This is a genomic window from Microcoleus sp. B13-B6 (genome assembly GCF_036705405.1).
Lineage (GTDB): Bacteria > Cyanobacteriota > Cyanobacteriia > Cyanobacteriales > Microcoleaceae > Microcoleus.
This window is the reverse complement of record NZ_JAUBUJ010000024.1, coordinates 37,248-62,457: the sequence shown is the minus strand read 5'-3', so window position 1 is coordinate 62,457 and position 25,210 is coordinate 37,248. Positions and strand designations below refer to the sequence as shown.

Below are 25,210 nucleotides of genomic sequence, written 5' to 3'. Positions count from 1 at the left end.
GATGGTATCGGTTGTGGTGTCGGTTCCGGCGTTGGTAGTGGGGTTGGAGATGGTATCGGTTGTGGTGTCGGTTCCGGCGTTGGTAGTGGGGTTGGAGATGGTGTCGGTTGTGGTGTCGGTTCCGGCGTTGGTAGTGGGGTTGGAGATGGTGTCGGTTGTGGTGTTGGTTCCGGTGTAGGAGATGGTGTCGGTTCCGGTGTTGGTTCCGGTGTAGGAGATGGTGTAGGAGATGGTGTAGGAGATGGTGTCGGTTCCGGTGTTGGTTCCGGTGTCGGTTCCGGCGTTGGTTCCGGTGTCGGTTCCGGCGTTGGTTCCGGCGTTGGTTCCGGTGTCGGTTCCGGTGTCGGTTCCGGTGTCGGCGATGGTGTTGGTTCCGGTGTTGGAGATGGCGCGGAAGAACTGATCGCAATATTGCCCTGAGTGTAAGTGCTTGGCGGCACCGGCACCGGGAATTGTGGCGAAATAGTCTCCGAACCTGATGTAATGGCTCCCGTCGTCCCATTCGTTGTCGCATCGCCGACAATAAAAGGTGTAGTCGTGCTCCCCGCGTGGCGAATAGTAATCGCGCCGCCACTTGTGCCATTAGCGCTGGAAATGCTCGCATTTACACCGTTACTATCTGTAAAAGTGCCGCTGACTGTGAGAAGATTGCCAGCCGTGAGGTCAATACTGCCGCCAGTAGACTGAAGAGTGCCTGTAACGGCGATGTCGCTGGCAGCTTTGAGAGTAATATTACCCCCAGAAGTGGCGATCGCATCCAACGCAATGTCCCCTGCTGACTCCAAAATCACAGGCCCGCCTACTGTCGAAATCGCTCCCACTCCGATGCTATTGCCCGAAGCAACACCCGGTGAAGCAAAAAATGTCTCCCCTGCGGTGACATTCGGCGGCAAATTGGCAGCATTCGCCAGAGTCGAAACGCCCGATCGCAAAATTAAAGCTGCACTACCTGAAAGCACCGCCGCATCTGGATCGGCGGAACCTGACAAAGTAGTATCTGGCCCATTGATGGTAATATCTCCCGCCGCGATCGCGCCTTTTGCTTCTACCTTAAGTGAGGTTCCAGTATAATCCCCAAATCTCACATCTCCATCCGAGCTAATAATCGGGTCGTACAAACTCACAAAACTGGCGCCGTTGCCAGACAATGTGAGAATAGAAAAATTACCACGCGCAGCGAAGTGAGCATCACCCGAAACATTGCCATTGCTAAATAATGTGATATCCCCGGAGGATTGGAATGCAGGGTTAGGGTAATTTAGGGCGAAGATATCAATATTTTGATTACCTTGTATAGTAAGATTGCCGCCTGCGATCGCCCTGAAAGGATAACTGCCATCCCTCACCCGCACCGTATCTCCTGCCAACAGAAACAAATTGTTCTCAGTAAGTAGCTGGCTTTCTACCAAAGTGAGATTACGTGCAGCCGAGAGTGTAGCATTCTGACTATTAACAGTAGAACTAGCGATCGCCACATCTCCGCTTTCCACCCTCAAACCCCCCGTCAAAACCACTTCTCCTGCACCGTTAACGGAGATACCAGTAGCAGAGTTCCCACCTGGGCCCGCAAGCAATTGCGGAAGAGACAAAGGCAGAGATAATTGCCCATTCTGTGCCAACAATCCCCCGTCAACAACCCCAATTTCTAAACTTAATAAATGCCCTTCTTGACTAATACGAACAGCATTTTTACCGGGGACAGCAGCGACAATAATATTACCTTGGGGAGCATGGATAGAACCAGTGCTGACGACAGTACCGCCGATTAAAGTTATACTTTGTCCCGGCACAACAGCTAAATTACCTGCATTGACGATACTTCCCGGTTGGCTGAGATTAAAGTAAAAAGTGTTGGGAGTTCCTATCAGCGTACTGTAATCGTTTGCCCCTGCCACATTGAACAAAACGGAATCAAAACCGATGTTAGTAGCAGTAGTAGCTGTAAAACCCGCCGGAAGATTCAAGCTAGCATTAGGGCCAAAGATAATGCCCGAAGGATTTATTAAAAACAGGTTGGAATTGCCGCCACTTACTTGAATTAAACCATTAATAATAGAAGGATTGCCGCCTACTACCCGACCCAGAATGTTGCGAATAGCGGGATTAGAGATAAAATTAGCAGTCTCCCCTTCCCTAAGCCCAAACTGTTGAAAACTGTGGAAAAGATTCGCTCCATCTCTAGAAGTTTGGCCGCCTGTAATATTCAAGCGATCGCCACTAGGTGTGACAGTAGTGCCAGTGCGATCGTGTGCAGGAACAATGGGTTGTGCTTGTACCACCGCTGTACTGACAATAGTGGCTGCGCTCGCTAGCATTGCAGCACCATGTATAGAAAATAAGGCTAGTTTCATTAGCTTTGAGCTGGCAGAGCACGTATCTGACAATTATAATTTTAAGGTATTAGCTACTCAGTGCGGTCAACTGTGGCGTAGACTTAGCGATTAAGAACCTCGTCACCATCAGGGCGGTTGCTATACCTGCATATCACATTCTGCACTCTCAACTGTCACGATCGGTTTTTACTTGTTTTTAGCCAGCAATACAGGTAGGATTTATAGTTTTATACCGTACATAGACTGATAAAAAACGTTTTAAAGCCATAATTTATTACTTTAAAAATAGAGTTTTCTGCGTAATTATGCTGTGTCACACTCCAGGCTGCGTAATGTGGGCTGAAAATCAAAGCAAAAGTGCGATCGACTGTTGGTGCACCATACAAATTAGGCGAGCGCGATCGGGGCTACCACAAAGTATTTGCAGGCTGCTACCGGACAAACTAAACATTTGTTACAAAAAGATTTTTTTTTCCTTTCAAACGCGCTATTGTATACAGAAAGCTAGTGCGTTTTGAGTTAGCTTTAATTTTTACCAAAAAAACCAATATGCTCTCTATTCCAGGCGTTGCTGTCCAGACGCTGCTTTACGAAAGTGTCAACTCTCTGGTTTACCGGGCGATTCGGGAAGCAGATAAAGAGCCAATTATCCTCAAACTGCTCAAAGAAAACTACCCCACACCTCAAGAATTGGTGCGCTACCGCACCGAATACCGCATCACCCAAGAGCTAAAAGAGCCGGGAGTCATACAAGTTTATGACTTGCAAAAATACCAAAATAGCCTCGTGATGTTTGTGGAGGACTTTGGCGGCGAATCCTTGACAATTTGGATGCAGCAGCCCTCCTTTACTCTAGAGGAATTTTTGCAAATTGCGATCGCCACCACGGAAGCATTAGGGCAAATTCACAGCGCCAATATTATCCACAAAGATATTAACCCCTCGAATATTGTTTACAACCCGGAAACGAAACAATTAAAAATTATTGACTTTGGCATTTCCACTCAGCTAACCAGAGAAACACCGATACTGAAAAACCCCGGCATTCTGGAAGGAACCCTTGCATACATCTCACCAGAACAAACTGGTAGGATGAATCGCTCTATCGATTACCGTACTGACTTTTACTCCCTCGGCGTTACCTTCTACGAATTGCTGACAGGAAAATTGCCTTTTGAGACAGAAGAGGCTTTAGAGCTAGTTCACTGCCACATTGCCAGACAACCAGTTCCTCCGCACGAAATCGAGACACAAATTCCCGTAATTATGTCTCAAATTTTCAGTAAATTGATGGCTAAAAATGCGGAAAACCGCTATCAAACAGCAGGGGGGATAAAGCACGATCTAGAAATGTGTCTGGTTCAAGTACAAGCAACGGGTAACATTGAGCAGTTTGCCTTGGGAACGCGGGATATTACCGACCGTTTTTTAATTACCGAAAAGCTTTACGGTAGGGAAATGGAAGTTTCTCATCTATTAGCAGCCTTTGAAGGAGTCAGTACAGGTAGCGCCGAAATGATGTTGGTGGCCGGCTTATCGGGAATTGGTAAAACCGCAGTAGTGAACGAAGTCCATAAGCCTATAGCCCGACAAGGAGGCTATTTTATTAAAGGCAAATACGACCAATTCCAGCGCAATATCCCCTTCAGTGCATTTGTGCAAGCATTTCGGCAATTGATGGGGAAGTTATTATCAGAATCCGAGGCTCATTTACAAACATGGAAAACCAAGATTCTGACAGCAGTAGGCGAGAGCGGGCAAGTGCTGATTGAGGTGATTCCTGAGTTAGAACGCATTATTGGCGCTCAAAATCCTGCACTAGAATTGTCGGGAAGTGCCGCCCAAAATCGCTTTAATCTGTTGATGCAAAAGTTTGTGCAAGTATTTACTACTGCCTCACATCCCTTAGTGATATTTTTGGATGATTTACAGTGGGCGGATTCAGCATCTCTGAAATTGCTACAACTATTGATGGAAAATACAGGGCATCTATTGGTGTTGGGTGCTTATCGGGATAATGAAGTGTCACCTGTTCATCCGTTTATGTTAACAGTGGATGAGATTGTGAAGTCTGGGGCAGCAGTGAATACGATTACCCTGCAACCGTTGAGTTTAGCAGATCTCAATCAGTTGGTAGCAGATACGCTGATTTGTGATTTATCTTTTGCTCAACCTTTGACAGAATTGGTTTATGAAAAAACTCAAGGAAATCCCTTTTTCTCTACTCAATTCCTCAAGGCGTTGCATGAAGATGGGCTGATTATTTTTGACCGCCCTCAATCCCTTCTTAGTAAGGGGGGCAGTCAAGGGGGGTGGCAGTGCGATATTGCTCAAGTTAGACTTACCCACGCCTCGGATGTGGTGGAGTTTATGGCGGTGCAATTGCAGAAGTTGCCGAAAGAAACTCAGGATGTTCTAAAATTGGCGGCTTGCATTGGGGCGCAGTTTGATTTAGATACATTAGCAGTAGTCAGCGAAGAAGTACCCGATCCAACGGGATCAGTGCTATGGAAAGCCTTGCTTGAAGGACTCATTTTAGTGATGGCAGAAGGCTATAACTTGATTCAAGCAGATGCTCAATCCCCTCCTGGGTCTGTTGCTAATCCCACTTATAAGTTCTTGCACGATCGCGTCCAGGAAGCAGCTTATTCCCTAATACCCGAAAACGAAAAACAAGCCACTCATCTCAAAATTGGACATTTATTCCTACACAAATATTCGGACATAGAAAGAGAGGAAAAACTATTTGATATTGTCGGGCATTTGAATTTAGGGCAAGAATTAATCAGCCAGCCAAGCGAGCGGGAAGCTTTAGCACAACTTAACTTAGAAGCCGGACGTAAGGCAAGAAATTCTACCGCCTACGCTGCGGCCAATATCTATCTGCAAACAGGAATTGAGCTACTGACAGTCAACTGCTGGCAAAGTCAGTATGAATTGACCCTGAATCTCTATATTGCTGCTACCGAAGCTGCGTATTTGAATGCTGACTTTGAGGGCATGGAACAGATGGCAGCAGAGGTATTGCAGAATGCTCAGACGATTTTAGACAAAGTTAAAATTTACGAAATTCAAATTGCCGCCCTGACAGCCCAGGGCAAGATGTTGGAGGCGATCGCAGTAGGCAGAAATGCACTCTTGCAATTGGGGATTGATCTACCCACCGAACCTGATGAAGCCTTGATTGGCAAAGCGTTACAAAACCTTGCCAACCAACTCCAGGGTAGACAGATTGAAGAACTGGTTGACTTGCCTGTGATGACCGATTCCCAGACTCAGGCAGCTATGCAATTGTTAGGAATATTGTTTGCAACCATTTTCCAGGGAATGCCGGGTTTGCTGCCCCTACTTAGCTCCAGGATGGTGAGTTTATCGCTCTCCTTTGGGAATGCACCCGCATCAAGCGTGGGGTATGCGATTCACGGACTGGTTTTGTGTGCTTTTTTTGGAGATGTCGAAACGGGCTATGACTTTGGTAAATTGGCATTCTCATTGCTGGATCGGTTCAATATGCGGGAATTCAAGTCTCAAATTATAATTGTGTTTGGGGGTTTTATTCAGCATCGCCAAGAAGCTCTCTTAGCAACGATACCGACGCTGAAAGATGGCTATACGGCGGGCATGGAAACTGGTGATTTTCTAAATGCTGGCTACAACATAAGTGGTTACTTTTATGTCCATTTCTTCGGTGGGGTAGAACTAGACAGTTGGGCATCAGAAATAGCAGGTTACAGCGCTGTCATGGCGCAGGTAAAGCAATATTCTGCCCAGGGTTTGTTGAATATGACGCAGCAGACGGTGAAGAATTTGAGGGAAGCCTGTATTCTGTCGGATTGCTTAATCGGAACTGCCTACGATGAAACCGTGATGATTTCTAAGCACCATCAGAACAATGACCTGACAGCGATCGCTGCTGTCTACATCTACAAACTGCTGCTTGCTTACTGCTATGGCAATTATACGGCTGCCCTAAACTACATTGCCCAAGGTCAACAGTATTTAATGGCAGTATCGGGATCGGTTTTTGTTCCCGCTTTCCATTTTTATGCAGCTTTGACGCACTTGGCACTCTTCCCCACACAGCCAGGAACCGAGCAAGCTGAAATTCTTACTCAGGCCCAAGCCCATCAAACGACTCTGCAACAGTGGGCGCAAAATGCTCCGATGAATCATTTGCATAAATGGTATTTGGTTGAGGCCGAAAAACATCGCGTTTTGGGTAATAAAGTTGAGGCGATTGAAATGTACGAGCGCGCCATTGCTGGAGCTAAACAAAATCTATTCCTCAATGAAGAAGCAATAGCCAACGAACTAGCAGCCAAGTTTTATCTAGAATGGAATAAAGAAAAATTTGCCCAACTCTACATGATTGAGGCGTATTATTGTTATATCCAATGGGGAGCCACTGCTAAGGTAAAAGATTTAGAAACGCGATACCCCCACTTATTAAAACCTATTCAAGCCGGAAGAAAAAACACTAAAACTACCGGAACTGTAACGACCACGGGTTTGGTTAAAAACTTAGATGTCAGCACAGTAATGAAAGCTTCTCAGGCAATTTCTGGAGAAATTATGCTAGATAAGCTACTGTCTAGCTTGATGAAAATTTTGATCGAAAGTGCAGGGGCGCAAAGAGGATATCTAATTTTATTAACCCAGGAAAAGCTGTTAATTGAAGCTGAAGGGGCAATAAATTCCCCACAAGTCACCGTGTTGCAGTCAATCCCCGTTGAAGATTGTCAAGAACTTTCCTCCGCAATTGTCAATTATGTGGCCCGCACTCAAGAAAGCGTGGTACTAGATGATGCTGTCCGAGAGGGACAATTTACCAACGACCATTACATCCACAAAAATCAGCCCAAATCAATTTTATGCGTGCCGCTGATTAACCAAGCTCAAATCGTCAGTATTGTTTACCTAGAAAACAATCTGACAGCCGGAGCTTTTACCCCAGAAAGAGTGGAACTATTAAAAGTGTTATCTGGACAAGCGGCTATATCGATTCAAAATTCTAAACTCTATACAGAAGTACGCGAAAATGAAACCAGGCTGACTCAATTCCTAGAAGCTATGCCAGTAGGGATAGTTGTAATCAAACCCAGTGGTACACCTTACTACGTTAATCAGAAGGGGCAGCAGCTTCTGGGAAAAGGAGTTGCGCCTGATGCCACGTCCGAGCAATTCGCAGAGGTTTATCAACTATATACTGCGGACACTTCCAATCCGTATCCTGCTGAAAAAATGCCTGGAGTGCGGGCATTAAATGGCGAAAGTTCCACTGTTAATGATATGGAAATCTACCAGCCTGACAAGGTTGTACCCATCGAAGTTTGGGGAACGCCTATCTATGATAATCAGAGCAATATTGCCTACGGTCTAGCAGCATTTCAAGATATAACGGAGCGCAAAAAAGCCGAAACAGAGCAGATAAGGTTCACCAATGAACTATTTCAACTCAACAAAGCTTACGAGCGCTTCGTCCCCAATCAGTTCCTCCATTTTTTAGATAGACCAAGCATTGTCGATGTCGAATTGGGCGACCAAGTGCAGTTAGAAATGTCAGTGCTATTTTCTGATATTCGCGACTTCACCACGCTTTCGGAAAGTATGACTCCGGAGGATAATTTTCAGTTCATTAATGCTTATTTATCTCGGATGGAATCAGCGATTATTGAGAATCATGGCTTTATTGATAAATATATTGGTGATGCGATTATGGCCCTATTTAGCGGTAATGCTGATAATGCAGTAAATGCCAGTATTGCCATGCTGCATCAACTTCAAGTATACAATCAAGAGCGGGTTAATTCTGGCTATGCCCCGATTAAGATTGGCATTGGCATTAATACTGGGAATTTAATGTTAGGCACGGTGGGCGGACCAAATCGCATGGATACGACGGTAATTAGTGATGCGGTGAATTTAGCTGCTCGTGTGGAAGGATTAACAAAAAATTATGGTGTTGCTTTACTGATTACACAGCAGACTTTTAATAAGTTAGCTAATCCTAGCAACTATGCTATTCGCATGATTGCTCAAATTAGTGTGAAGGGAAAAGTAGACTTATCTACAATTTATGAAGTTTTTGAGGCAGATATTCCTGAAACAAAGCGAGGAAAATTAGCAACTAAAGATTTATTTAATCAAGCTTTGAGCTTATATCGGCAACAGAAATTTATCGAAGCCACAGCATTATTTGCTCAATGTTTAGAACTCTGCCCTTCGGATCAAGTTGCTCAAATTTATTGGGATTGGTGTGAACAAAAAACTATCAGTTTAAACATCGAACTCTTAGAGAGAAGTTTAGCATTAATAAAACCTCACTCTGATGAATTTGTAAGTAACTTTTATGAAATACTTTTTAATGAGTCTTCTCAGATTAAAGCTCTTTTTATGAATACAAGAATGGCACAGCAAAAAGAAAAGCTTTGGCAAAGCTTAGAAATCATTATTGAAAATTTACGGAAACCTAAGTTAATTAATGTTTTTGCTAAAGGATTAGGTGCAACTCATGCCAAATATGGCGTTTCAGTAGAACATTTTCCTGTTGTGGCCAATGCACTCATTCAATCTCTGAAAGCGCAGATGGGTTTAGAGTGGACACCTGAAACTGAGAAAGCTTGGGTAGAGGCTTATACAATTATTCAGTCAGCTATGATTGATGGAATGGCAGTTATGTGACCTTGATGAGGTGTTTGATGCTGACCCGCCAGAAATCAAAGCGGGCAAGTTAGCTACGCTGGAATTGTTTGCAGAAGCGAGGGCAAATTACTTGGAAGGGAAGTTAGCTGAGGCGGCGCGGGTGTTTGCCGAGTGTTGGCGTCAGAATCCGGGCGATGCCGTCGCTAAAATTTACTGGGAACGCTGTCAGTCTACTTTAAGGACTCGCACAAAAATCAAAGACAGCCCACACAATATAGATTAATCATAAAAGTCCAAAGCTCGATCGCTACATTAAAAACTAAACATTTGTTACAAAAAAAAATTACCTTTCTAACGTGCTATTCTATACACAAAGCTGGTGCCTTTTGACTTAGCGTTAATTTTTAGCAAAAAAATCAATATGCTCTCTCTTCCAGGCGTTGCTGTCGAGACGCTGCTTTACGAAAGTGTCAACTCTCTGGTTTACCGGGCGATTCGGGAAGCAGATAAAGGGCCAATTATCCTCAAACTGCTCAAAGAAAACTACCCCACACCTCAAGAATTGGTGCGCTACCGCACCGAATACCGCATCACCCAAGAGTTGAAAGAGGCGGGAGTCGTGCGGGTTTATGACTTGCAAAAATACCAAAACAGCCTCGTGATGTTTGTCGAGGACTTTGGCGGGGAATCCTTGACAATTTGGATGCAGCAGCGAAAGTTTACTCTGGAGGAATTTTTACAAATTGCGATCGCCACTACTGAAATTTTAGGAAAAATTCACAGCGCCAACATCATCCACAAAGATATTAACCCCTCGAATATTGTTTACAACCCCGAAACAAAACAATTAAAAATTATCGACTTTGGTATTTCTACTCAGCTAACGCGAGAAACGCCAACCCTGAAAAACCCCGGCGTTCTGGAAGGAACCCTCGCTTATATCTCGCCAGAACAAACTGGCAGGATGAATCGCACTCTCGATTACCGTACTGACTTTTACTCCCTCGGCGTCACCTTCTACGAATTGCTGACAGGAAAATTGCCTTTTGAGACAAAAGATGCTTTAGAGATAGTTCACTGCCATATTGCTAGACAGCCAGTTCCTCCGCACGAAATCAATCCAGAAATCCCCCTAATTGTGTCTCAAATTGTCAGTAAATTGATGGGGAAGAATGCCGAAAACCGCTATCAAACTGCCTTGGGGATAAAGCATGATTTAGAAATGTGTCTGCTTCAATTACAACAAACCGACAGCATAGAAGAATTTGACTTGGGAAGGCGAGATATTACAGACCGTTTCCTGATTCCCGAAAAACTCTACGGCAGAGAAAGTGAAGTCGATCATCTATTAGCTGCCTTTGAACGAGTCAGTATCGGTAGCGCCGAAATGATGCTGGTGGCTGGCTTTTCTGGGATTGGTAAAACCGCAGTAGTGAAGGAAGTCCACAAGCCTATAGCCAGACAGCGTGGCTATTTTATTAAAGGCAAATACGACCAATTTCAACGCACTATTCCCTTCAGTGCATTTGTGCAAGCTTTTCGGGAATTGATGAGGCAATTATTATCAGAAAGTGATGCTCAGTTACAAACCTGGAAAACCAAGATTTTGACAGCCGTGGGCGAGAGTGGGCAAGTGCTGATTGAGGTGATTCCTGAATTAGAACGCATCCTTGGCCCTCAACCTCCTGCACTAGAACTGTCGGGGAGTGCCACCCAAAATCGGTTTAATTTGCTGATGCAAAAGTTTGTGCAAGTATTTACTACTGCCTCACATCCGTTAGTGATGTTTTTGGATGATTTGCAGTGGGCCGATGGCGCATCTTTGAAGTTGCTACAACTGTTGATGGAGGATAGGGGGCATCTGTTGGTGTTGGGTGCTTATCGGGATAATGAAGTTTCCCCTGTTCATCCGTTTATGTTGACAGTGGATGAGATTATTAAGTCTGGGGCTGTGGTAAATACTATTAACCTGCAACCGTTGAGTTTAGCCGATCTCAACCAGTTGGTGGCAGATACGCTGATTTGTAATTTATCCTCTTCTCAACCGTTGACAGAATTGGTTTATGAAAAAACCAAAGGTAATCCCTTTTTCTCGACTCAATTCCTCAAGGCGTTGCATGAAGAGGGTCAAATTACTTTTGACCCCCCTGTGTCCCCCCTTAGTAAGGGGGGAAGTAAAGGGGGGTGGCAGTGCGATATTGCTCAAGCTAGACTTACCCACGCCTCGGATGTGGTGGAGTTTATGGCGGCGCAATTGCAGAAGCTGCCGAAAGAAACTCAGGATGTCCTCAAACTTGCCGCGTGCATTGGGGCGCAATTTGATTTAGAGACGTTGGCAGTAGTCAGTGAAGAATTATCAGAACAAACGGCATCAGCATTGTGGAAAGCCTTGCAAGAAGGACTCATTTTACAGATTACAGAAGGCTATAGCTTAATTCAAACAGACTTTCAATCCCTGAATCAGTCTGTTACTAACCCAATTTATAAGTTCCTCCACGATCGCGTCCAGCAAGCGGCTTATTCCCTAATACCCGAAAACGAAAAAAAAGCTACTCATCTCACAATCGGACAGTTACTCCTCCAAAATTATTCGGAGATAGAAAGAGAAGACAAACTCTTTGATATAGTGGGGCATTTTAATCAAGGAATTGATTTAATCAATCAATTAAGCGAACGAGAAGCCTTAGCCCAACTCAACTTAGAAGCGGGAGGTAAAGCGAGAAGTTCTACCGCCTATGCAGCCGCAATGGTCTATCTGCAAACAGGGATGGAGCTACTAACAGCCAACTGCTGGCTTCTTCAGTATGAATTGACCCTGAATCTCTATGTTGCTGCTACCGAAGCTGCCTATTTGAATGCTGACTTTGAGGGTATGGAACAGATGGCAGCATTGGTATTGCAAGAAGCTAAGACGATTTTAGACAAAATTAAAATTTACGAAATTCAAATCGCTACTCATGCAGCCCAAGGCAAGATGTTGGAGGCGATCGCAGTCGGTAGAGATGCACTCTTGCAATTAGGAGTTGAACTGCCTCCCGAACCTGACGAAGCCTTGATTAACAAAGCTCTACAAACCCTTGCCAGTCAACTCCAGGGAAGAAGGGTAGAAGAATTGATTAACCTGCCTGTGATGACCGATCTTCATACTCAGGCAACTATGCAACTGTTAGGAATGTTGATTTCACCCATTTACCAGGGACTGCCAGAATTACTACCACTGCTTAGCTCGACAATGGTGAGTTTATCGCTCTCTTTTGGAAATGCACCGGCATCAAGCGAGGGGTATGCAATTCACGGTATAGTGTTGTGTAGTTTTTTGAAACAAGTAGAAACTGGCTATGCCTTTGGCAAATTAGCACTCTCATTGCTCGAACACTTTAATATTCAGGAATTCAAGCCCGTCATTTTAGTTCTGTTTGGGGCCATGATTCAGCATCATCAGGAAGCTATGAGAGCAGCGATATCAACGCTGAAAGAGGGCTATACGGCTAGCATAGAAACTGGCGATTTTCTACAGGCTGGCAACAACCTAGGTTTTTACTTTCATACCAACTTTTTCAGTGGGGTAGAACTGGATACCTGGGAACCCGAAATAGCAGCTTACAGTGCTGTCATGGCCCAGGTAAAGCAATATTCTGCTCAGGTTTATTTAGATATGACGCAGCAGATGGTGTTGAACTTGAGGGAAGACGGGATTCTGTCGGATTGCTTAATCGGCTCTGCCTACGATGAAACGGTGATGATTCCTAAACACCATGAGGTTAATGAATTCACGGCGATCGCTACTGCCTACATCTACAAACTGCTGCTTGCTTACTGCTATGGCAATTACACGGCTGCGATCGACTACATTGCTCAAGCCAAACAGTATTTAATGGCAGTATCGGGATTAGTTCTTGTTCCCATTTTCCATTTCTATGCAGCTCTGACACACTTGGCACTCTTCCCCACACAGCCAGCAATTGAGCAAACAGAAATTCTTGGCTTAGTAGAAATTGATCGAACCACCCTCGAAGAGTGGGCGCAAAATGCTCCGATGAATTATCTGCATAAATGGTATTTAGTTGAGGCAGAACGGCAACGGGTGTTGGGTAATAAAGCTGAGGCGATTGAAATGTACGATCGCGCCATCTCCCTCGCTAAAGAAAATCAATTTCTCAACGAAGAAGCCCTTGCCAACGAACTCGCAGCCAAATTTTACCTAGAATGGGGTAAAGAAAAATTTGCCCAACTCTACATGATTGAGGCGTATTATTGTTATATCCAATGGGGAGCCACTGCTAAGGTAACGGATTTAGAAGCGCGATATCCTCAGTTATTGGCGGCAATTCAACCGGGAAGGAAAAACACTAAAACTACAGCAACAGTGATAACTACTGGTTCGGGTAATAAGTTAGATATAACCACAGTAATGAAAGGAACGAGCGCAATTTCGGGCGAAATAATGCTAGATAAGCTAATGTCTAACTTAATGAAAATTTTGATTGAGAATGCGGCGGCGCAAAGAGGCTATCTGATTTTCTCAAGTCAGGGAAAGCTACTGGTTGAAGCTGAAGGAGCCATAAACTCCGAACAAGTCACCGTGTTGCAGTCAATCCCCGTTGAAACCTGTCAAGAACTTTCCTCCGCAATTGTCAACTATGTGGCCCGCACTCAAGAAAGCGTGGTACTGGATGATGCTGTCCGAGAGGGACAATTTACCAACGACCCCTACATCCAAAAGCATCAGCCCAAATCAATTTTATGCGTGCCACAGATTAACCAATCTCAAATTATTAGTATTGTTTACCTAGAAAATAACCTGACAGCCGGAGCTTTTACCCCAGAAAGAGTGGAACTATTAAAACTGTTATCTGGACAGGCGGCGATCTCGATCCAAAATTCTAAGCTTTATACAGAAGTACGCGAAAGTGAGAACAGACTCGCTCAATTTTTAGAAGCAATTCCAGTCGGGGTGTCAGTGCTGGATGCTTCTGGCAAACCTTACTATAGTAATCGCGTTGCTATTCAATTATTAGGTAAAGGAGTTATTCCTCAAGTTACCAGCGAACAAATCTCCGAGGTTTATCAAGTGTATAAAGCTGGTACTGATCGGGAATATTCCTCTGCTGAATTGCCAATTGTGCGAGCGTTGAGGGGCGAAAGTGCCACCGCTGAGGATATGGAAATCCACCAAGGCAACAAGATTATTCCGATCGAGGCTTGGGGTACTCCCATCTATGATGAAAAGGACAACATTGCTTATGCAATTGTAGCCTTTCAAGATATCACGGAGCGTAAAAAAGCCGAAACAGAGCGAATCAGATTTACCGCTGAACTGTTTCTACTCAACCAAGCTTACGAGCGCTTCGTTCCCAATCAGTTCCTCCAGTTTTTAGATAAATCAAGCATTATTGATGTGGAATTGGGCGACCAAGTGCAGTTAGAAATGTCGGTGTTGTTTTCCGACATTCGCGACTTCACCACGCTTTCGGAAACTATGACGCCGAAGGATAATTTCCGATTTATTAATTCCTATCTTTCTCGCATGGAACCCGTTATTAATGAAAATAACGGGTTTATTGATAAATATATTGGCGATGCGATTATGGCGCTGTTTAGCGGCGAGGCGAATAATGCGGTGAAAGCCGGAATTGCTATGCTGCACTGTCTGGTTGAATACAATCAAAATCGCGCTAATTTTGGCTGTGCGCCGATTCAGATTGGGATTGGCATCAATACTGGAACTTTGATGCTGGGAACGGTGGGCGGTCAAAATCGCATGGACGGGACGGTAATCAGCGATGCGGTGAATTTAGCTTCTCGCGTGGAAAGTTTGACGAAAAATTATGGGGTGTCGCTGTTAATCACCCAGGAAACTTACTCGCGCTTAGAAAATCCCTCCCAGTACGCAATCCGCACCCTCGATACGGTAAAAGTCAAGGGAAAATCTGAATTAGTAACAGTTTATGAGGTGTTTGATGCTGACCCGCCAGAAATTAAAGCGGGCAAGTTAGCTACGCTGGAATTGTTTGCAGAAGCGAGGGCAATTTACTGGGAAAGGAAGTTAGCTGAGGCGGCCCGGCTGTTTGCCGAGTGTTGGCGTCAGAATCCGGGCGATCGCGTCTCTAAAATTTACTGGGAACGCTGTCAGTCTACTTTAAGGACTCGCACAAAAATCAAAGACAGGCTATACCATTTAGATTAATCATAAAAGTCCAAAGCTCGATCGCTACATTCTTTGAGGGGGAGATCATTTTCATTTTTCACCAGTGGTATTGGGGCGACGGTTGGGTGCAGTCTCGGTTGGAGGGAGTCTCGCTGCTACGGCTGAATTTGGGTCAAACGGCTAGTTTGTTGCGGCTGCGGGAGTTTTTGGCGGGTAAGCAGAAAGATCCAGACTGATGTGAAGGTCGATCGCACTTATTTTATCTCAAAGTCTCATCCTTCAGGTTTACCGATTTTGCCTGTTAATGTGTAGTGCATCGTCTTAAGTTTTACCCCATCTTTACTCCCTAAATCTTTCAACTTTGTTAACTAACTCGAAGCCAAATTGCCTCACCCTATTGACATAAATTTGGTCAGATGTTTATTAATTATTCGTAAAAATCTAGGTCTGGAGGAACACCAAACTCGACATAAATAATTATCTCTGAAGATAGAAGAACCCCAAATTAAACACAGCTAATGTATAAAACTATGAAGGAGAAAAAACTACTTAAAAATTGATTAATGTAATAAATTTTTAAGTAGAGCTTAAGATTATTAAAAAAAGGAAATTTATGGTACTGAGTATTATTGTTCACGGTGGAGCAAAAACCATCTCAGAAGAGAAGGTTGCAGCCAACAATGCAGGCTGTACCGCAGCAGCAGAAGCTGGTTGGGCAGTGCTCGCAAGCGGGGGTACCGCAGCAGAAGCTGTTGAGGCAGCTATCCGGGTTCTGGAAGCTGACCAGACATTTAACGCAGGCTTTGGATCGGTTCTCAACAACCAGGGAGAGGTAGAGCTAGACGCAGGGATGATGGAAGGCGGTTCATTAGCTTGGGGAGCTCTCGCAAATGTTCAAGGCGTGCGCCATCCCATCTCCGTGGCGCGAAAGATTATGGATAAAAAACCCATGTTCTTAGTAGCGGATCACGCCGAACATTTTGCAGCAGAAAATGGAGCCGAGATGTCTGCAAAAGAAGACTTAATCGCAGATGAGCAACAGGAAGAGTGGGAGGAGGAAAAAGAAGTTATTGACCGCCCCAATACCGTTGGTTGTGTAGCTTTGGATAGTAGTGGCACTTTAGTTGCCGGTACCTCAACAGGTGGCACTATGAATAAGCCCGCCGGTCGCGTCGGCGACAGCGCCATTATCGGCTCAGGCTTGTTTGCGGAGAATCAACAGGGCGCTTGCTCGACCACAGGCGATGGCGAGTCCATTATGCCAGTAGTTCTAGCTAAGACTGCGATCGACATTCTAGCGTCCGGCAAGCACCCAGACGAAGCAGCGAAGATGGCAATTGAGACTCTGGCATCTAAGGTGGCAGGAGAAGCTGGGTGCATCCTCATAGACCCTCAAGGGCGGGTTGGCTGGGCGCATAACTCAACCGACATGGCTTGTGCTTATAGAACCTCAGAAATGGACAAGGTGGCTGTGTTCACTAAGAAAAAACAACTCGCCCATCGTTGAAATTATTGAGGTTAAAGTCTCTCTAGTTGCAGAGAGTTAAAATTCCGCAACTAATATCTTGTTTCCTAGGTATTAAGTAGCTGGACATCAATAAACAGTTTTTCAATTTGTAGGGCGGGCATTGCCCACCCTACTTTTAATTATGTCGAGCTACTTAGTGGCCGGAAAAACAGTTCAATTCAAACTAGACTTGGATATTCCTATGAACTCAACATACGACTTTCCTTACTTTCAGGGTAATTCTCTTTCCGATTTGTTTGCTCCAGACATCACAGATGCACGTTATGCGTTCATCCTCAATTACCCTGCAACTGCCAGTTGGGCTGCTTACCCCAACAGGGAAAAATACTTTATTCAAGACGGCAGCAGTGAAGCCACCAAAACTTCTTTCGACAAGATTGGCCAGAAGGAACCTTGGAAAAATCTGGCAGTGTTAGGCGATGCCATCCCAGGAATTGTGATTAATCACCCGCCGAACTCGCTGATTGACTATTGGCGGGAGCATTTGGGCTTCAGCAACAGCAGTATGGAGATGATAGACTGCTCAACTTATCTCGAAGATCTCAGCGTAAGCGATCGCTTTGACAAACTCCTGACTCTATTTCCCTTCGACAATCTCAAACCCGAAAAACACGCCGTTCATCCCGACATCCACTACCACTTGCTCAGCAAAGCAACGCTAGCAGAATTAGGCGTGCAATGTCCGAAATACGAAAGCTACAATCTGCACGAAGTCAATCTCGAAAGCATTCAGTTACCAGAGCAATTCCCCTACTTGATTAAAACATCCCACGGACTTTCTGGAGAAGGCACTTATATTATCAAAAGCGCCAGCGATCTGAACTACTGCTTGCAGGAAGTGAGGAAATATCTCGATATTAAGTTGCTGGATACGATTATTGTCTCGGAATTCGTCAAGAATGAAGTGCAGAACTATTGCGTGCAGTTCTATGTAAGCAAAACGGGAAATATCACGCTTATCGGCACTACCGGCCAACTTGTCACTCCAGAGGGCAGCTATTTAGGGGGACTGATTCACTACCGCGAAACCGACATGAGTAGGTTTTTTGAGATGATTGCCGCTATTGGTAAATATGCTCACCAACAGGGTTATTTCGGCGTTATTGGCTTCGACGTGCTGGAAGATTCTGAGGGACAGTTGTATGCCATTGATGCCAATTTCCGAGTTAATGGCTCGACTCCGCTTTGTGTGCAGCGCCATACCTTACTGGGGCTGGGAAAGGAGGTGGCTAAATATTCGAGTGACTGGCGAATGGATGGGACTTTGGAATCGATTCTTGTCACCCTGAAACCCGAACTCGATCGCAAGGACTTGATAATCTTGTCAGCTTTAGAGAAGGTTAAATACGGGAAAATCTACACGGAAATTTACGGGATAGTTGCTGGTGAGGATATGAAGGATATGCAGCACATCGAGCAGAAGTTGCACAGTAAGGGATTGCAGCAATAGGGTTAATATCTATTCTACCGATTGCAGCGGTTATGCGGTTTTCCCGCTCATCTCGATCGCAGGCTTCGGTGATATCGGCAAACGGGCCATCAAAAATCAAAATTGAAGGTTCCACAGCTTTGAAGTGACCAGATTCATCGGGTTCGGCAAGATAATGCCACACTTCGCGAATATCCTCAACTAAATAACACTTTGATTGAGGGGAATTTCGATCCAAAACTCTGTTCTTTCTCCGGGTTCTGATGTACACCACAGTTTCCCTTTATGCTTTTGGATCACAATTTGATAACTAATAGACATCCCCATTCCCGTACCTTTTCCTACCGGTTTGGTGGTAAAAAATGGGTCAAATAGCCGTTTTTTGACTTCCTCTGTGATGCCACACCCATTATCAGCAATACAAATTCTGATCAATTCTGAGTTATACAGACTCGTACTAATCCGAATTGTCTTTTTCTCCACCCGATCTCGCTCATCTAAAGCATCCAGAGCATTTGTCAGAATATTCATAAATACCTGGTTAAGCTGTCCTGCATAACATTCGATCTGCGGCAGATTACCGTACTCTTTGATCACTTCAATCTCTGGATGTGTGTGTCTGGCCTTGAGACGATTTTGCAGAATCATCAGGGTGCTTTCAATGCCTTCATGGATATCGACTGCTTTGATATCTGCTTCGTCCAATCGAGAAAAGTTCCGTAGAGATTTAACAATATCGCGGATACGTTCAGAACCTACTTGCATAGACTTGAGCAGTTTTGATAAGTCTTCGCTCAAAAATTCTATCTCAATATCTTCCGACTTGGCTTGAATCTCCGATACCGGCTGGGGATAATACTTTTGATAAAGCTGTACTAGCTCTAGTAAATCTTGGGTATATTGGCTAAGATGAGATAAATTACCGTGAATAAAATTCGCGGGATTATTCACTTCATGGGCAATCCCGGCTACCAGTTGCCCCAGAGATGACATTTTCTCACTTTGGATGAGTTGGGCTTGAGTCTCCCGTAGTTCTTGAGTGCGTTCTTCTACTTTTTGTTCAAGGGTTTGGTAAGAGTTCTTTAATTCGTGACTCATTTGATTAAAAGATACTGATAAACTTACCAATTCCTCTACGAGAGTGTCGGAAACATTTTGCTCGAAATTTCCACCGGCGATCGCCTGACTGGCTTGACTCAATTGCCGAATAGGTTTAGCTATCCATTGTGAAGTGATAATTGCTAATCCTGTGGCGATTACCAGTGATAACAGACAAAGGATAATCGTCGTATTTCTATTATAATTTATTTGCTCCATAAAATCCGATTCAGGCACGACGACTACAATTAGCCAATCTATACCTCTACCATCATTCAGCGGTAGCAACTGAACAAACTGCCGTTCACTGTTGAGGGTAAATTCTAACTGTTCAGATTTATGAATTTGGTCAAAGTTACCAAAATATTTCTGCAAATATTTAGCTGTCTCCCGCACAAATGGTTCGCTACTTTCCACGGCGTAAATCATCTTCTGAGCTTTACCTTGTCCTTTGATTAGTGGCTCTTTGGTGGAACTAGAAATCATTGAACCAGATCGCTCCATCACAAAAGCCTTACCTGTTTTACCAATAGACAAACTTCCCAGAAATTCCCTTAAATTTTCTGAGAGGACAACAAGAGTGGCACAGACACCCACAAGTTTACCTTCTGAGTCATAGACAGGTTCGCTGGCAGTAATTGCAGGCTTACCATTGTTGACAATATTCACAAAAATATTGCTCCAAGTAGGCCTCCCTGCTTTCACAGCAGAAAGATACCAGGGGCGTTGGCGAGGATCGTAAGAAGAGTTTACCTGTTCTAGGAATTTTTGCCGATCGCCTCTATTATCCATTTCATAAGAAGTAAAATGATAGTTTGTTTCTTGATTACTCGCAGTCATCGCGATTGTTGACTCTCGACGAGCGGCCCCTAGATAATGTCCTTGGGCATCGCCACAATAGGAGCCAAAAACAAAAGGGGAGATTTGCACTTGGGTCAACAATTGCTTAGCGTTGCGGCCATTCACCATGTCCATGTGGCCCTGTGCAAAAGCGACTGAATTCACACGATTGATATCATGAGGTTTGTTGATATATTGCTTGAGTTCTCCTTCAATGCGTGCTATTAGTTCCTGACGAAGTTGAGCCGCCACATCGTTAACCGCTTTTTGTCCATTGCGTAAGGAAAGCCAACCTGTTAAGCTCACTGCTGTAAAGATTTGTAGAACAAATGGAACAACAAGAACACCGCGCAGAGGAATTTTTAGACAATTCGCAGTTGGAGGCATAGATGATAATGCTTAGCCATTGGTTCTTTGTCTATCATAATATCAATTCATCAAAGAAGCCTGAAGCGGAGCTATCCCGATCGTGACTCGCCCTTTTTGTAGCCCCGTTAATCTGCGGTTACAAGCGATCGCTTACTGGAAGTTTTTTATTTTTCCGTTGGTCGGTAAATTGACCAAATAGCATATATTTGATAAGTCGTTAATTTTTACATTCAACTAACAAATGATATTAATAGCTATCTTGGTTTATGTAAATGCAATAGTCGATCGCATTTACCGGCCTACTTACTTCGCCCGCACCACCAACACCGAACAAGGAGCCTCAGCCACAACCTCCGCACTCACCGAACCCTCCAAAATTCGCTTTAAACCAGTCAAACCCCGACAGCCGATCGCAATTAAATCGGCTTTATAGATATGAGCCAAACGCACAATTTCTTCTGCTGGTTGTCCCGAAACAATCTCCAATTCGCTCTGGCAAGGCAACTTTTCCTGATAAGATTGCAGTAACTTCTCCACCTCTCGGTAAGCAATCTCATCTCCCTGAGCGTGAGGTCGATCGACAACCGCGTCAAAATCCGACCTACCAGAACTGACAACATGAACTAGAATCACCTTTGCCGTCGGTTCTAGCTGAAATTGCCCTACAACTTGCAATACCTGAGTCGCTAACTCTGAATTGTCGATCGCTACCAAAACAGTATTCAATACCATGCACCTTTAAATTTCAGATACTAGACTTTAACTTTTCGCTGATTGTCGCCTACTTTCCACAATTTCGCCCTTCCCACCAACATCATTATTACCTACCCCGAAACCCGGTTTCTTAACATAATTGCGTCATTTAAGCAAGATTCTGGAAGAAACCGGGTTTCTTAAGCCCGCAGTGCGTAACTCCGTAGGTGCAAATAAACTGGGTCGCTTGTCACAGAATGTAAAGCTACCATAATCGCAAGAGAATTGCTTCCTTTCATTGCATTTCACTCGCTTTTGACTACCTATGTATTTTGCCGATCGCCAATCTCAAATCTACCATCTAAAACTCACCCTTTCCCTCATTTTCAGTCCGCAGCCGCACCGAATCAGCGTGAGAAGGAAGCCCCTCAGCTTCTGCCAAAACATTAATCGCCCTACTCACCTTCTTAAGTGCAGCCGGCGAATATTGAATCAAACTCGAATGCTTCATAAAAGTTTCGACACCCAGCGGCGACGCATAGCGCGGAGCCCCAGAAGTCGGCAAAGTGTGATTCGGGCCAGCCAAATAATCACCTACAGCTTCCGGCGTCGAGCAGCCCAAGAAAATCGCCCCAGCGTGGCGAATTTGGTCGAGCAAAGCCCAGGGATCTGCCACTTGCAATTCCAAGTGTTCCGGGGCAAACTCGTTAGAGAGTTCCGCCGCGGCTTTGAGCGAGTCAACTACTACGACTAAACCATAGTTGGCGATCGCCTTTTCTGTTAAAGTTCGGCGCGGGTGATTTGCCAACTGTCTGTCTACCTCAGCCACCACCTTCCTAGCCAGCACCGAATCCGCCGTCAGCAAAATTGCCGACGCCATCGAATCGTGCTCAGCTTGAGCCAACATATCCGCAGCCACGTGTACAGGATTCGCCGAAGCATCCGCAATAATCAACACTTCCGACGGGCCAGCCAGAGAATCGATCCCCACAGTCCCGTAAACCAGTTTTTTAGCCAGGGTGACGTAAATATTCCCCGGCCCAGTAATTAAATCCACCTTCGGAATAGTTTCCGTACCGTAGGCCAAAGCCGCGATCGCCTGCGCCCCGCCTACCCGATAAATCTCATCAACTCCCGCTTCCTGAGCCGCTACCAGCACCGCAGGATTCATTTTCTTCTCCTGTCCGGGGGGAGTACACATCACCAGTCTCGGCACCTTGGCGACCTTCGCAGGAACCGCATTCATGATCACCGAGCTAGGATAGGACGCCTGACCGCCAGGAATGTAGATTCCTGCTCGATCGACCGGCGTGTAGCGCTTGCCCAAAACAATCTCGTCATCACCAAACTGCACCCAAGACTTGGGTACGCGCTGTCGGTGAAACGCCTCTACCTGTTTGCAAGCCAGCCGGATTGCATTTAATAATTCTTTCGACACCTGCTGGTAAGCAGCATCCAATTCGGCGCCTGTCACCCGTAAATCTTCCACATTTAGAGTCATGCGGTCAAATTCAGCAGTGTAGTGCAGCACAGCCTGATCGCCTCTGCGCCTTACAGCTTGCAGCACCTCCCGCACGGTGGCTTCTTTGTGAACGACAAGTTCGTCATGGGTGCGATCGCAGATCCGTCGCAGTTCAGCTTGTGCCTCAACCCACTGAGTAATGATTCGCAGCATGGAGATTAGGAATGCCGTCTATAACTTCACTAACATTTGCTTGACAATTGGGGATTTTTGTGGGGATCTCCTAGAGAAGTAGGCCACCACCAGTCCACAAGCTTAAACCGCGAGAGCCGCGGCATTTTCCAAGGCTTCAGTGCAGCGTTTAAATCTCTGTCGAGGATTTTGCAACACTGAGGACAAGTCACAACCTTCTCTCTTGAATTGCCCGCCAGAGAACCGGTTGCGGAGGGAGAGGGTGGGAACGCAGAGGGGGAGAGTGTCCGACCCCGATAATATCCGAGAGGGAGAGTGTTCGATCGGGAGAATTTTGGTTCTGCCTTCTACCTTCTACCTTCTGATCCGGCTGTCTTCTACCTTCTACCTTCTACCTTCAGCTTTTTACCTTCTACCTTCGGTAAGTGCTTCTTGCCGAAGCCCAAATAACCCGTATTCTTTGTTATAGCTTAACTTGGATTTTTCAGAGAATTGGATTTTAAGCAAAATAGGTGCTATATTAGTTTTTCCAACACCTGATAATTTTTTTATAAAAAAACGCCAAATTATTGTATACTTGAAAATTGCGCGCAAGAAACCGTGACTTTAACTCGTGACGGTGGAAACACCGCAAAACGCATCTGTAAAACCCGTGTCATACCTTTGGGTATTGTCAGGGGTAAAGAACAGGCAGTTAAATGAGTCAATAAAAAATTATTGCGCGGGCGTCGCCAAAAAGTAGCCACAGACTCAGCTCAATCTAAATTTCAATCTGAGCGAATGGAAAGTGGCTGTCTCACTCCGCCATTAAAAATCAAGCTTTTTGCGGATCGCTCCCGAAAAGGTTGTCCTTCAAAATCCCCGTGTCTTGGGACTGTCTTGAGACTAGGGTGTATCAATGAATACCTACTTCCAGCAACTGAACTATGGCAAATATTAAGTCCGCCGTCAAACGAGTCAAAATCGCCGAACGTAACCGCTTGTACAACAAATCTTACAAGTCAGCGGTCAAAACTTTGATGAAGAAGTATTTCGCGGCCGTAGACAAGTACGCCGCAGCTCCGAGCCCGGAATTAATGCAAGAAGTCCAGCAGCGAATGTCTGAGGCCTACAGCAAAATTGACAAAGCTGTCAAAAAAGGTGTACTCCACCGCAACAACGGCGCTCGCAAAAAGTCCCGCTTGGCAAGAACCCTCAAGCCACACGAAGCATCCTCGGTAGCATCTTAAGGAAGCAGAAAGTTCGGCAACGAAGCAGTGTAAAAGATTGAAGGAATGGAGGTTGAGGGAAGAAGTCAAGCGTGAAGAAGTCAAGCGTGAAGAAGGAAGAAGGAAGAAAGAAGACGGAAGATTTTTCCCGCACACTCTCTGCCACTCCCACTCCCAGACTCTTTCACTCCCCCCTCGCCCTATCCCACCAGGACTCTCCCGTATCACCTCTAATCTGCTTCCCCCATGCAGCTCATCGACACTCACGTTCATATCAACTTTGAAATCTACAAATCTGAGTTAGAAGCCATTCGAGAACGCTGGCGCGAAGCTGGTGTAGTTCGGCTGGTTCATTCTTGTGTAGAGCCAGAAGAGTTTGCCGGCATTCAAGCAATCGCCAACCAGTTTGCAGAAGTGTCGTTTGCGGTTGGACTCCACCCCCTAGATGCCGAGAAGTGGAAAGACGAGACTGCGAGCCAGATTAGGGAATTAGCGAATTCGGACTCTAGGGTAGTGGCGATCGGCGAAACCGGACTGGACTTTTATAAAGCTGACGATCGAGAACACCAGTTTAAAGTGTTTGAGGCACAGCTTGAAATCGCCCAGGAACTTGACAAACCAGTCATTATCCACTGTCGCGACGCCGCCGCCCCAATGGCCGAAATGCTGAGGAACTTTTGGCAAACACGGGGGCCAGTGCGCGGGGTCATGCACTGCTGGGGAGGCACACCCGAAGAAACCCAGTGGTTTTTAGACCTAGGTTTCTACATTAGTTTTAGCGGAACAGTCACCTTTAAAAAAGCCTTGCAAATACAAGAATCAGCTTGTATGGTAAATAGCGATCGCATCCTAGTCGAGACAGATTGCCCTTTTCTCGCCCCCGTACCCCAGCGGGGAAAACGCAACGAACCAGCCTACGTCTACTACGTAGCCGAGCAAGTTGCTAAATTGAGAGGAGTTTCTCTCTTAACTCTGTCCCAGCAGACAACCGAAAATGCCTGTCAGCTATTCGGCTTTTCAGTTTAGTTATAGCAGAACAGAGAAACGAGGAAAACAGGTTGATTTAGGAGCCAGCGATCGGGACAATCCCATTTCTATCCTGCCAGAAAAACCGGATTCATCCTTTATGGGAGATTCTTTTGGCGTTGCCTGTTGCGATCGGATTTGCGTCCTATAATAAAAAGAACCGACCGATCGGGCGTTGGCTTAGTCTCCACGACTGCGATGTCGCCCGGAAACTACCAACACAATGCGAGTACGCTAACCTT

The 25,210-nt window shown here is 45.3% G+C and carries 12 protein-coding genes; 8 read left to right on the top strand and 4 right to left on the bottom strand.

Annotated features, from left to right (window positions below; translation table 11 throughout):
• A partial coding sequence (locus QUB35_RS13360) for a filamentous hemagglutinin N-terminal domain-containing protein (RefSeq protein WP_333142366.1) occupies positions 1 to 2,315 on the bottom strand: 2,315 nt, incomplete at its 3' end.
• Between the two features lie 567 nt (positions 2,316 to 2,882).
• On the opposite strand from QUB35_RS13360, the gene QUB35_RS13355 reads away from it, so the two are divergent.
• The 5 genes from QUB35_RS13355 (at position 2,883) to QUB35_RS13335 (ending at position 18,101) form a co-directional block, all read left to right on the top strand.
• Complete coding sequence (locus tag QUB35_RS13355; RefSeq protein WP_333142365.1) at positions 2,883 to 9,014, top strand: AAA family ATPase; 6,132 nt, start codon at positions 2,883 to 2,885, stop codon at positions 9,012 to 9,014.
• Positions 8,995 to 9,258 carry a hypothetical protein gene (locus QUB35_RS13350; protein WP_333142364.1) on the top strand — a complete coding sequence of 88 codons (264 nt, stop codon included), beginning with the start codon at positions 8,995 to 8,997 and terminating at the stop codon, positions 9,256 to 9,258. The genes QUB35_RS13355 and QUB35_RS13350 overlap by 20 nt, the downstream gene beginning before the upstream one ends.
• Positions 9,259 to 9,396: 138 nt before the next feature.
• The gene (locus tag QUB35_RS13345; RefSeq protein ID WP_333142363.1) at positions 9,397 to 15,162 is read left to right on the top strand and encodes an AAA family ATPase; all 5,766 of its coding nucleotides are present in this window, start codon (positions 9,397 to 9,399) and stop codon (positions 15,160 to 15,162) included.
• Positions 15,163 to 15,736: 574 nt separating this feature from the next.
• On the top strand, positions 15,737 to 16,630 hold the full coding sequence (locus tag QUB35_RS13340) for an isoaspartyl peptidase/L-asparaginase family protein (RefSeq protein ID WP_333142362.1): 894 nt from the start codon (positions 15,737 to 15,739) through the stop codon (positions 16,628 to 16,630).
• A 142-nt stretch (positions 16,631 to 16,772) separates the two neighbouring features.
• Positions 16,773 to 18,101 (top strand): carbamoylphosphate synthase large subunit, encoded by a 1,329-nt coding sequence (locus QUB35_RS13335; protein WP_333142361.1) that lies wholly within the window; start codon positions 16,773 to 16,775, stop codon positions 18,099 to 18,101.
• 180 nt (positions 18,102 to 18,281) lie between these two features.
• Here QUB35_RS13335 and QUB35_RS13330 read toward each other — a convergent pair whose 3' ends face one another.
• The 3 genes from QUB35_RS13330 to hisD form a co-directional block, all read right to left on the bottom strand.
• Complete coding sequence (locus QUB35_RS13330) at positions 18,282 to 20,324, bottom strand: ATP-binding protein (RefSeq protein ID WP_333142360.1); 2,043 nt, start codon at positions 20,322 to 20,324, stop codon at positions 18,282 to 18,284.
• Between the two features lie 366 nt (positions 20,325 to 20,690).
• Positions 20,691 to 21,119: a universal stress protein gene (locus QUB35_RS13325; RefSeq protein ID WP_333107034.1), complete on the bottom strand. Its 429-nt coding sequence runs from the start codon at positions 21,117 to 21,119 to the stop codon at positions 20,691 to 20,693.
• Positions 21,120 to 21,441: 322 nt separating this feature from the next.
• On the bottom strand, positions 21,442 to 22,755 hold the full coding sequence (gene hisD, locus QUB35_RS13320) for a histidinol dehydrogenase (RefSeq protein ID WP_333142359.1): 1,314 nt from the start codon (positions 22,753 to 22,755) through the stop codon (positions 21,442 to 21,444).
• A gap of 905 nt (positions 22,756 to 23,660) precedes the next feature.
• On the opposite strand from hisD, the gene rpsT reads away from it, so the two are divergent.
• The 3 genes from rpsT (at position 23,661) to QUB35_RS13305 (ending at position 25,119) form a co-directional block, all read left to right on the top strand.
• Complete coding sequence (rpsT, locus tag QUB35_RS13315; RefSeq protein ID WP_333041544.1) at positions 23,661 to 23,963, top strand: 30S ribosomal protein S20; 303 nt, start codon at positions 23,661 to 23,663, stop codon at positions 23,961 to 23,963.
• A 225-nt stretch (positions 23,964 to 24,188) separates the two neighbouring features.
• Entirely contained in the window at positions 24,189 to 24,968 is a 780-nt protein-coding gene (locus tag QUB35_RS13310) for a TatD family hydrolase (RefSeq protein WP_333142358.1), read from the top strand.
• Positions 24,937 to 25,119: a hypothetical protein gene (locus tag QUB35_RS13305; protein ID WP_333142357.1), complete on the top strand. Its 183-nt coding sequence runs from the start codon at positions 24,937 to 24,939 to the stop codon at positions 25,117 to 25,119. Before QUB35_RS13310 ends, QUB35_RS13305 begins: the two co-directional genes overlap by 32 nt.
• Positions 25,120 to 25,210 lie beyond the last annotated feature (91 nt).

Bases quoted from the DNA above. Each gene is read 5' to 3' on its own strand.
- QUB35_RS13355 (WP_333142365.1), top strand. From the start codon at position 2,883: ATGCTCTCTATTCCAGGCGTTGCTGTCCAGACGCTGCTTTACGAAAGT.
- QUB35_RS13350 (WP_333142364.1), top strand. From the start codon at position 8,995: ATGGAATGGCAGTTATGTGACCTTGATGAGGTGTTTGATGCTGACCCG.
- QUB35_RS13345 (WP_333142363.1), top strand. From the start codon at position 9,397: ATGCTCTCTCTTCCAGGCGTTGCTGTCGAGACGCTGCTTTACGAAAGT.
- QUB35_RS13340 (WP_333142362.1), top strand. From the start codon at position 15,737: ATGGTACTGAGTATTATTGTTCACGGTGGAGCAAAAACCATCTCAGAA.
- QUB35_RS13335 (WP_333142361.1), top strand. From the start codon at position 16,773: ATGTCGAGCTACTTAGTGGCCGGAAAAACAGTTCAATTCAAACTAGAC.
- QUB35_RS13325 (WP_333107034.1), bottom strand. From the start codon at position 21,119: ATGGTATTGAATACTGTTTTGGTAGCGATCGACAATTCAGAGTTAGCG.
- hisD (WP_333142359.1), bottom strand. From the start codon at position 22,755: ATGCTGCGAATCATTACTCAGTGGGTTGAGGCACAAGCTGAACTGCGA.
- rpsT (WP_333041544.1), top strand. From the start codon at position 23,661: ATGGCAAATATTAAGTCCGCCGTCAAACGAGTCAAAATCGCCGAACGT.
- QUB35_RS13310 (WP_333142358.1), top strand. From the start codon at position 24,189: ATGCAGCTCATCGACACTCACGTTCATATCAACTTTGAAATCTACAAA.
- QUB35_RS13305 (WP_333142357.1), top strand. From the start codon at position 24,937: ATGCCTGTCAGCTATTCGGCTTTTCAGTTTAGTTATAGCAGAACAGAG.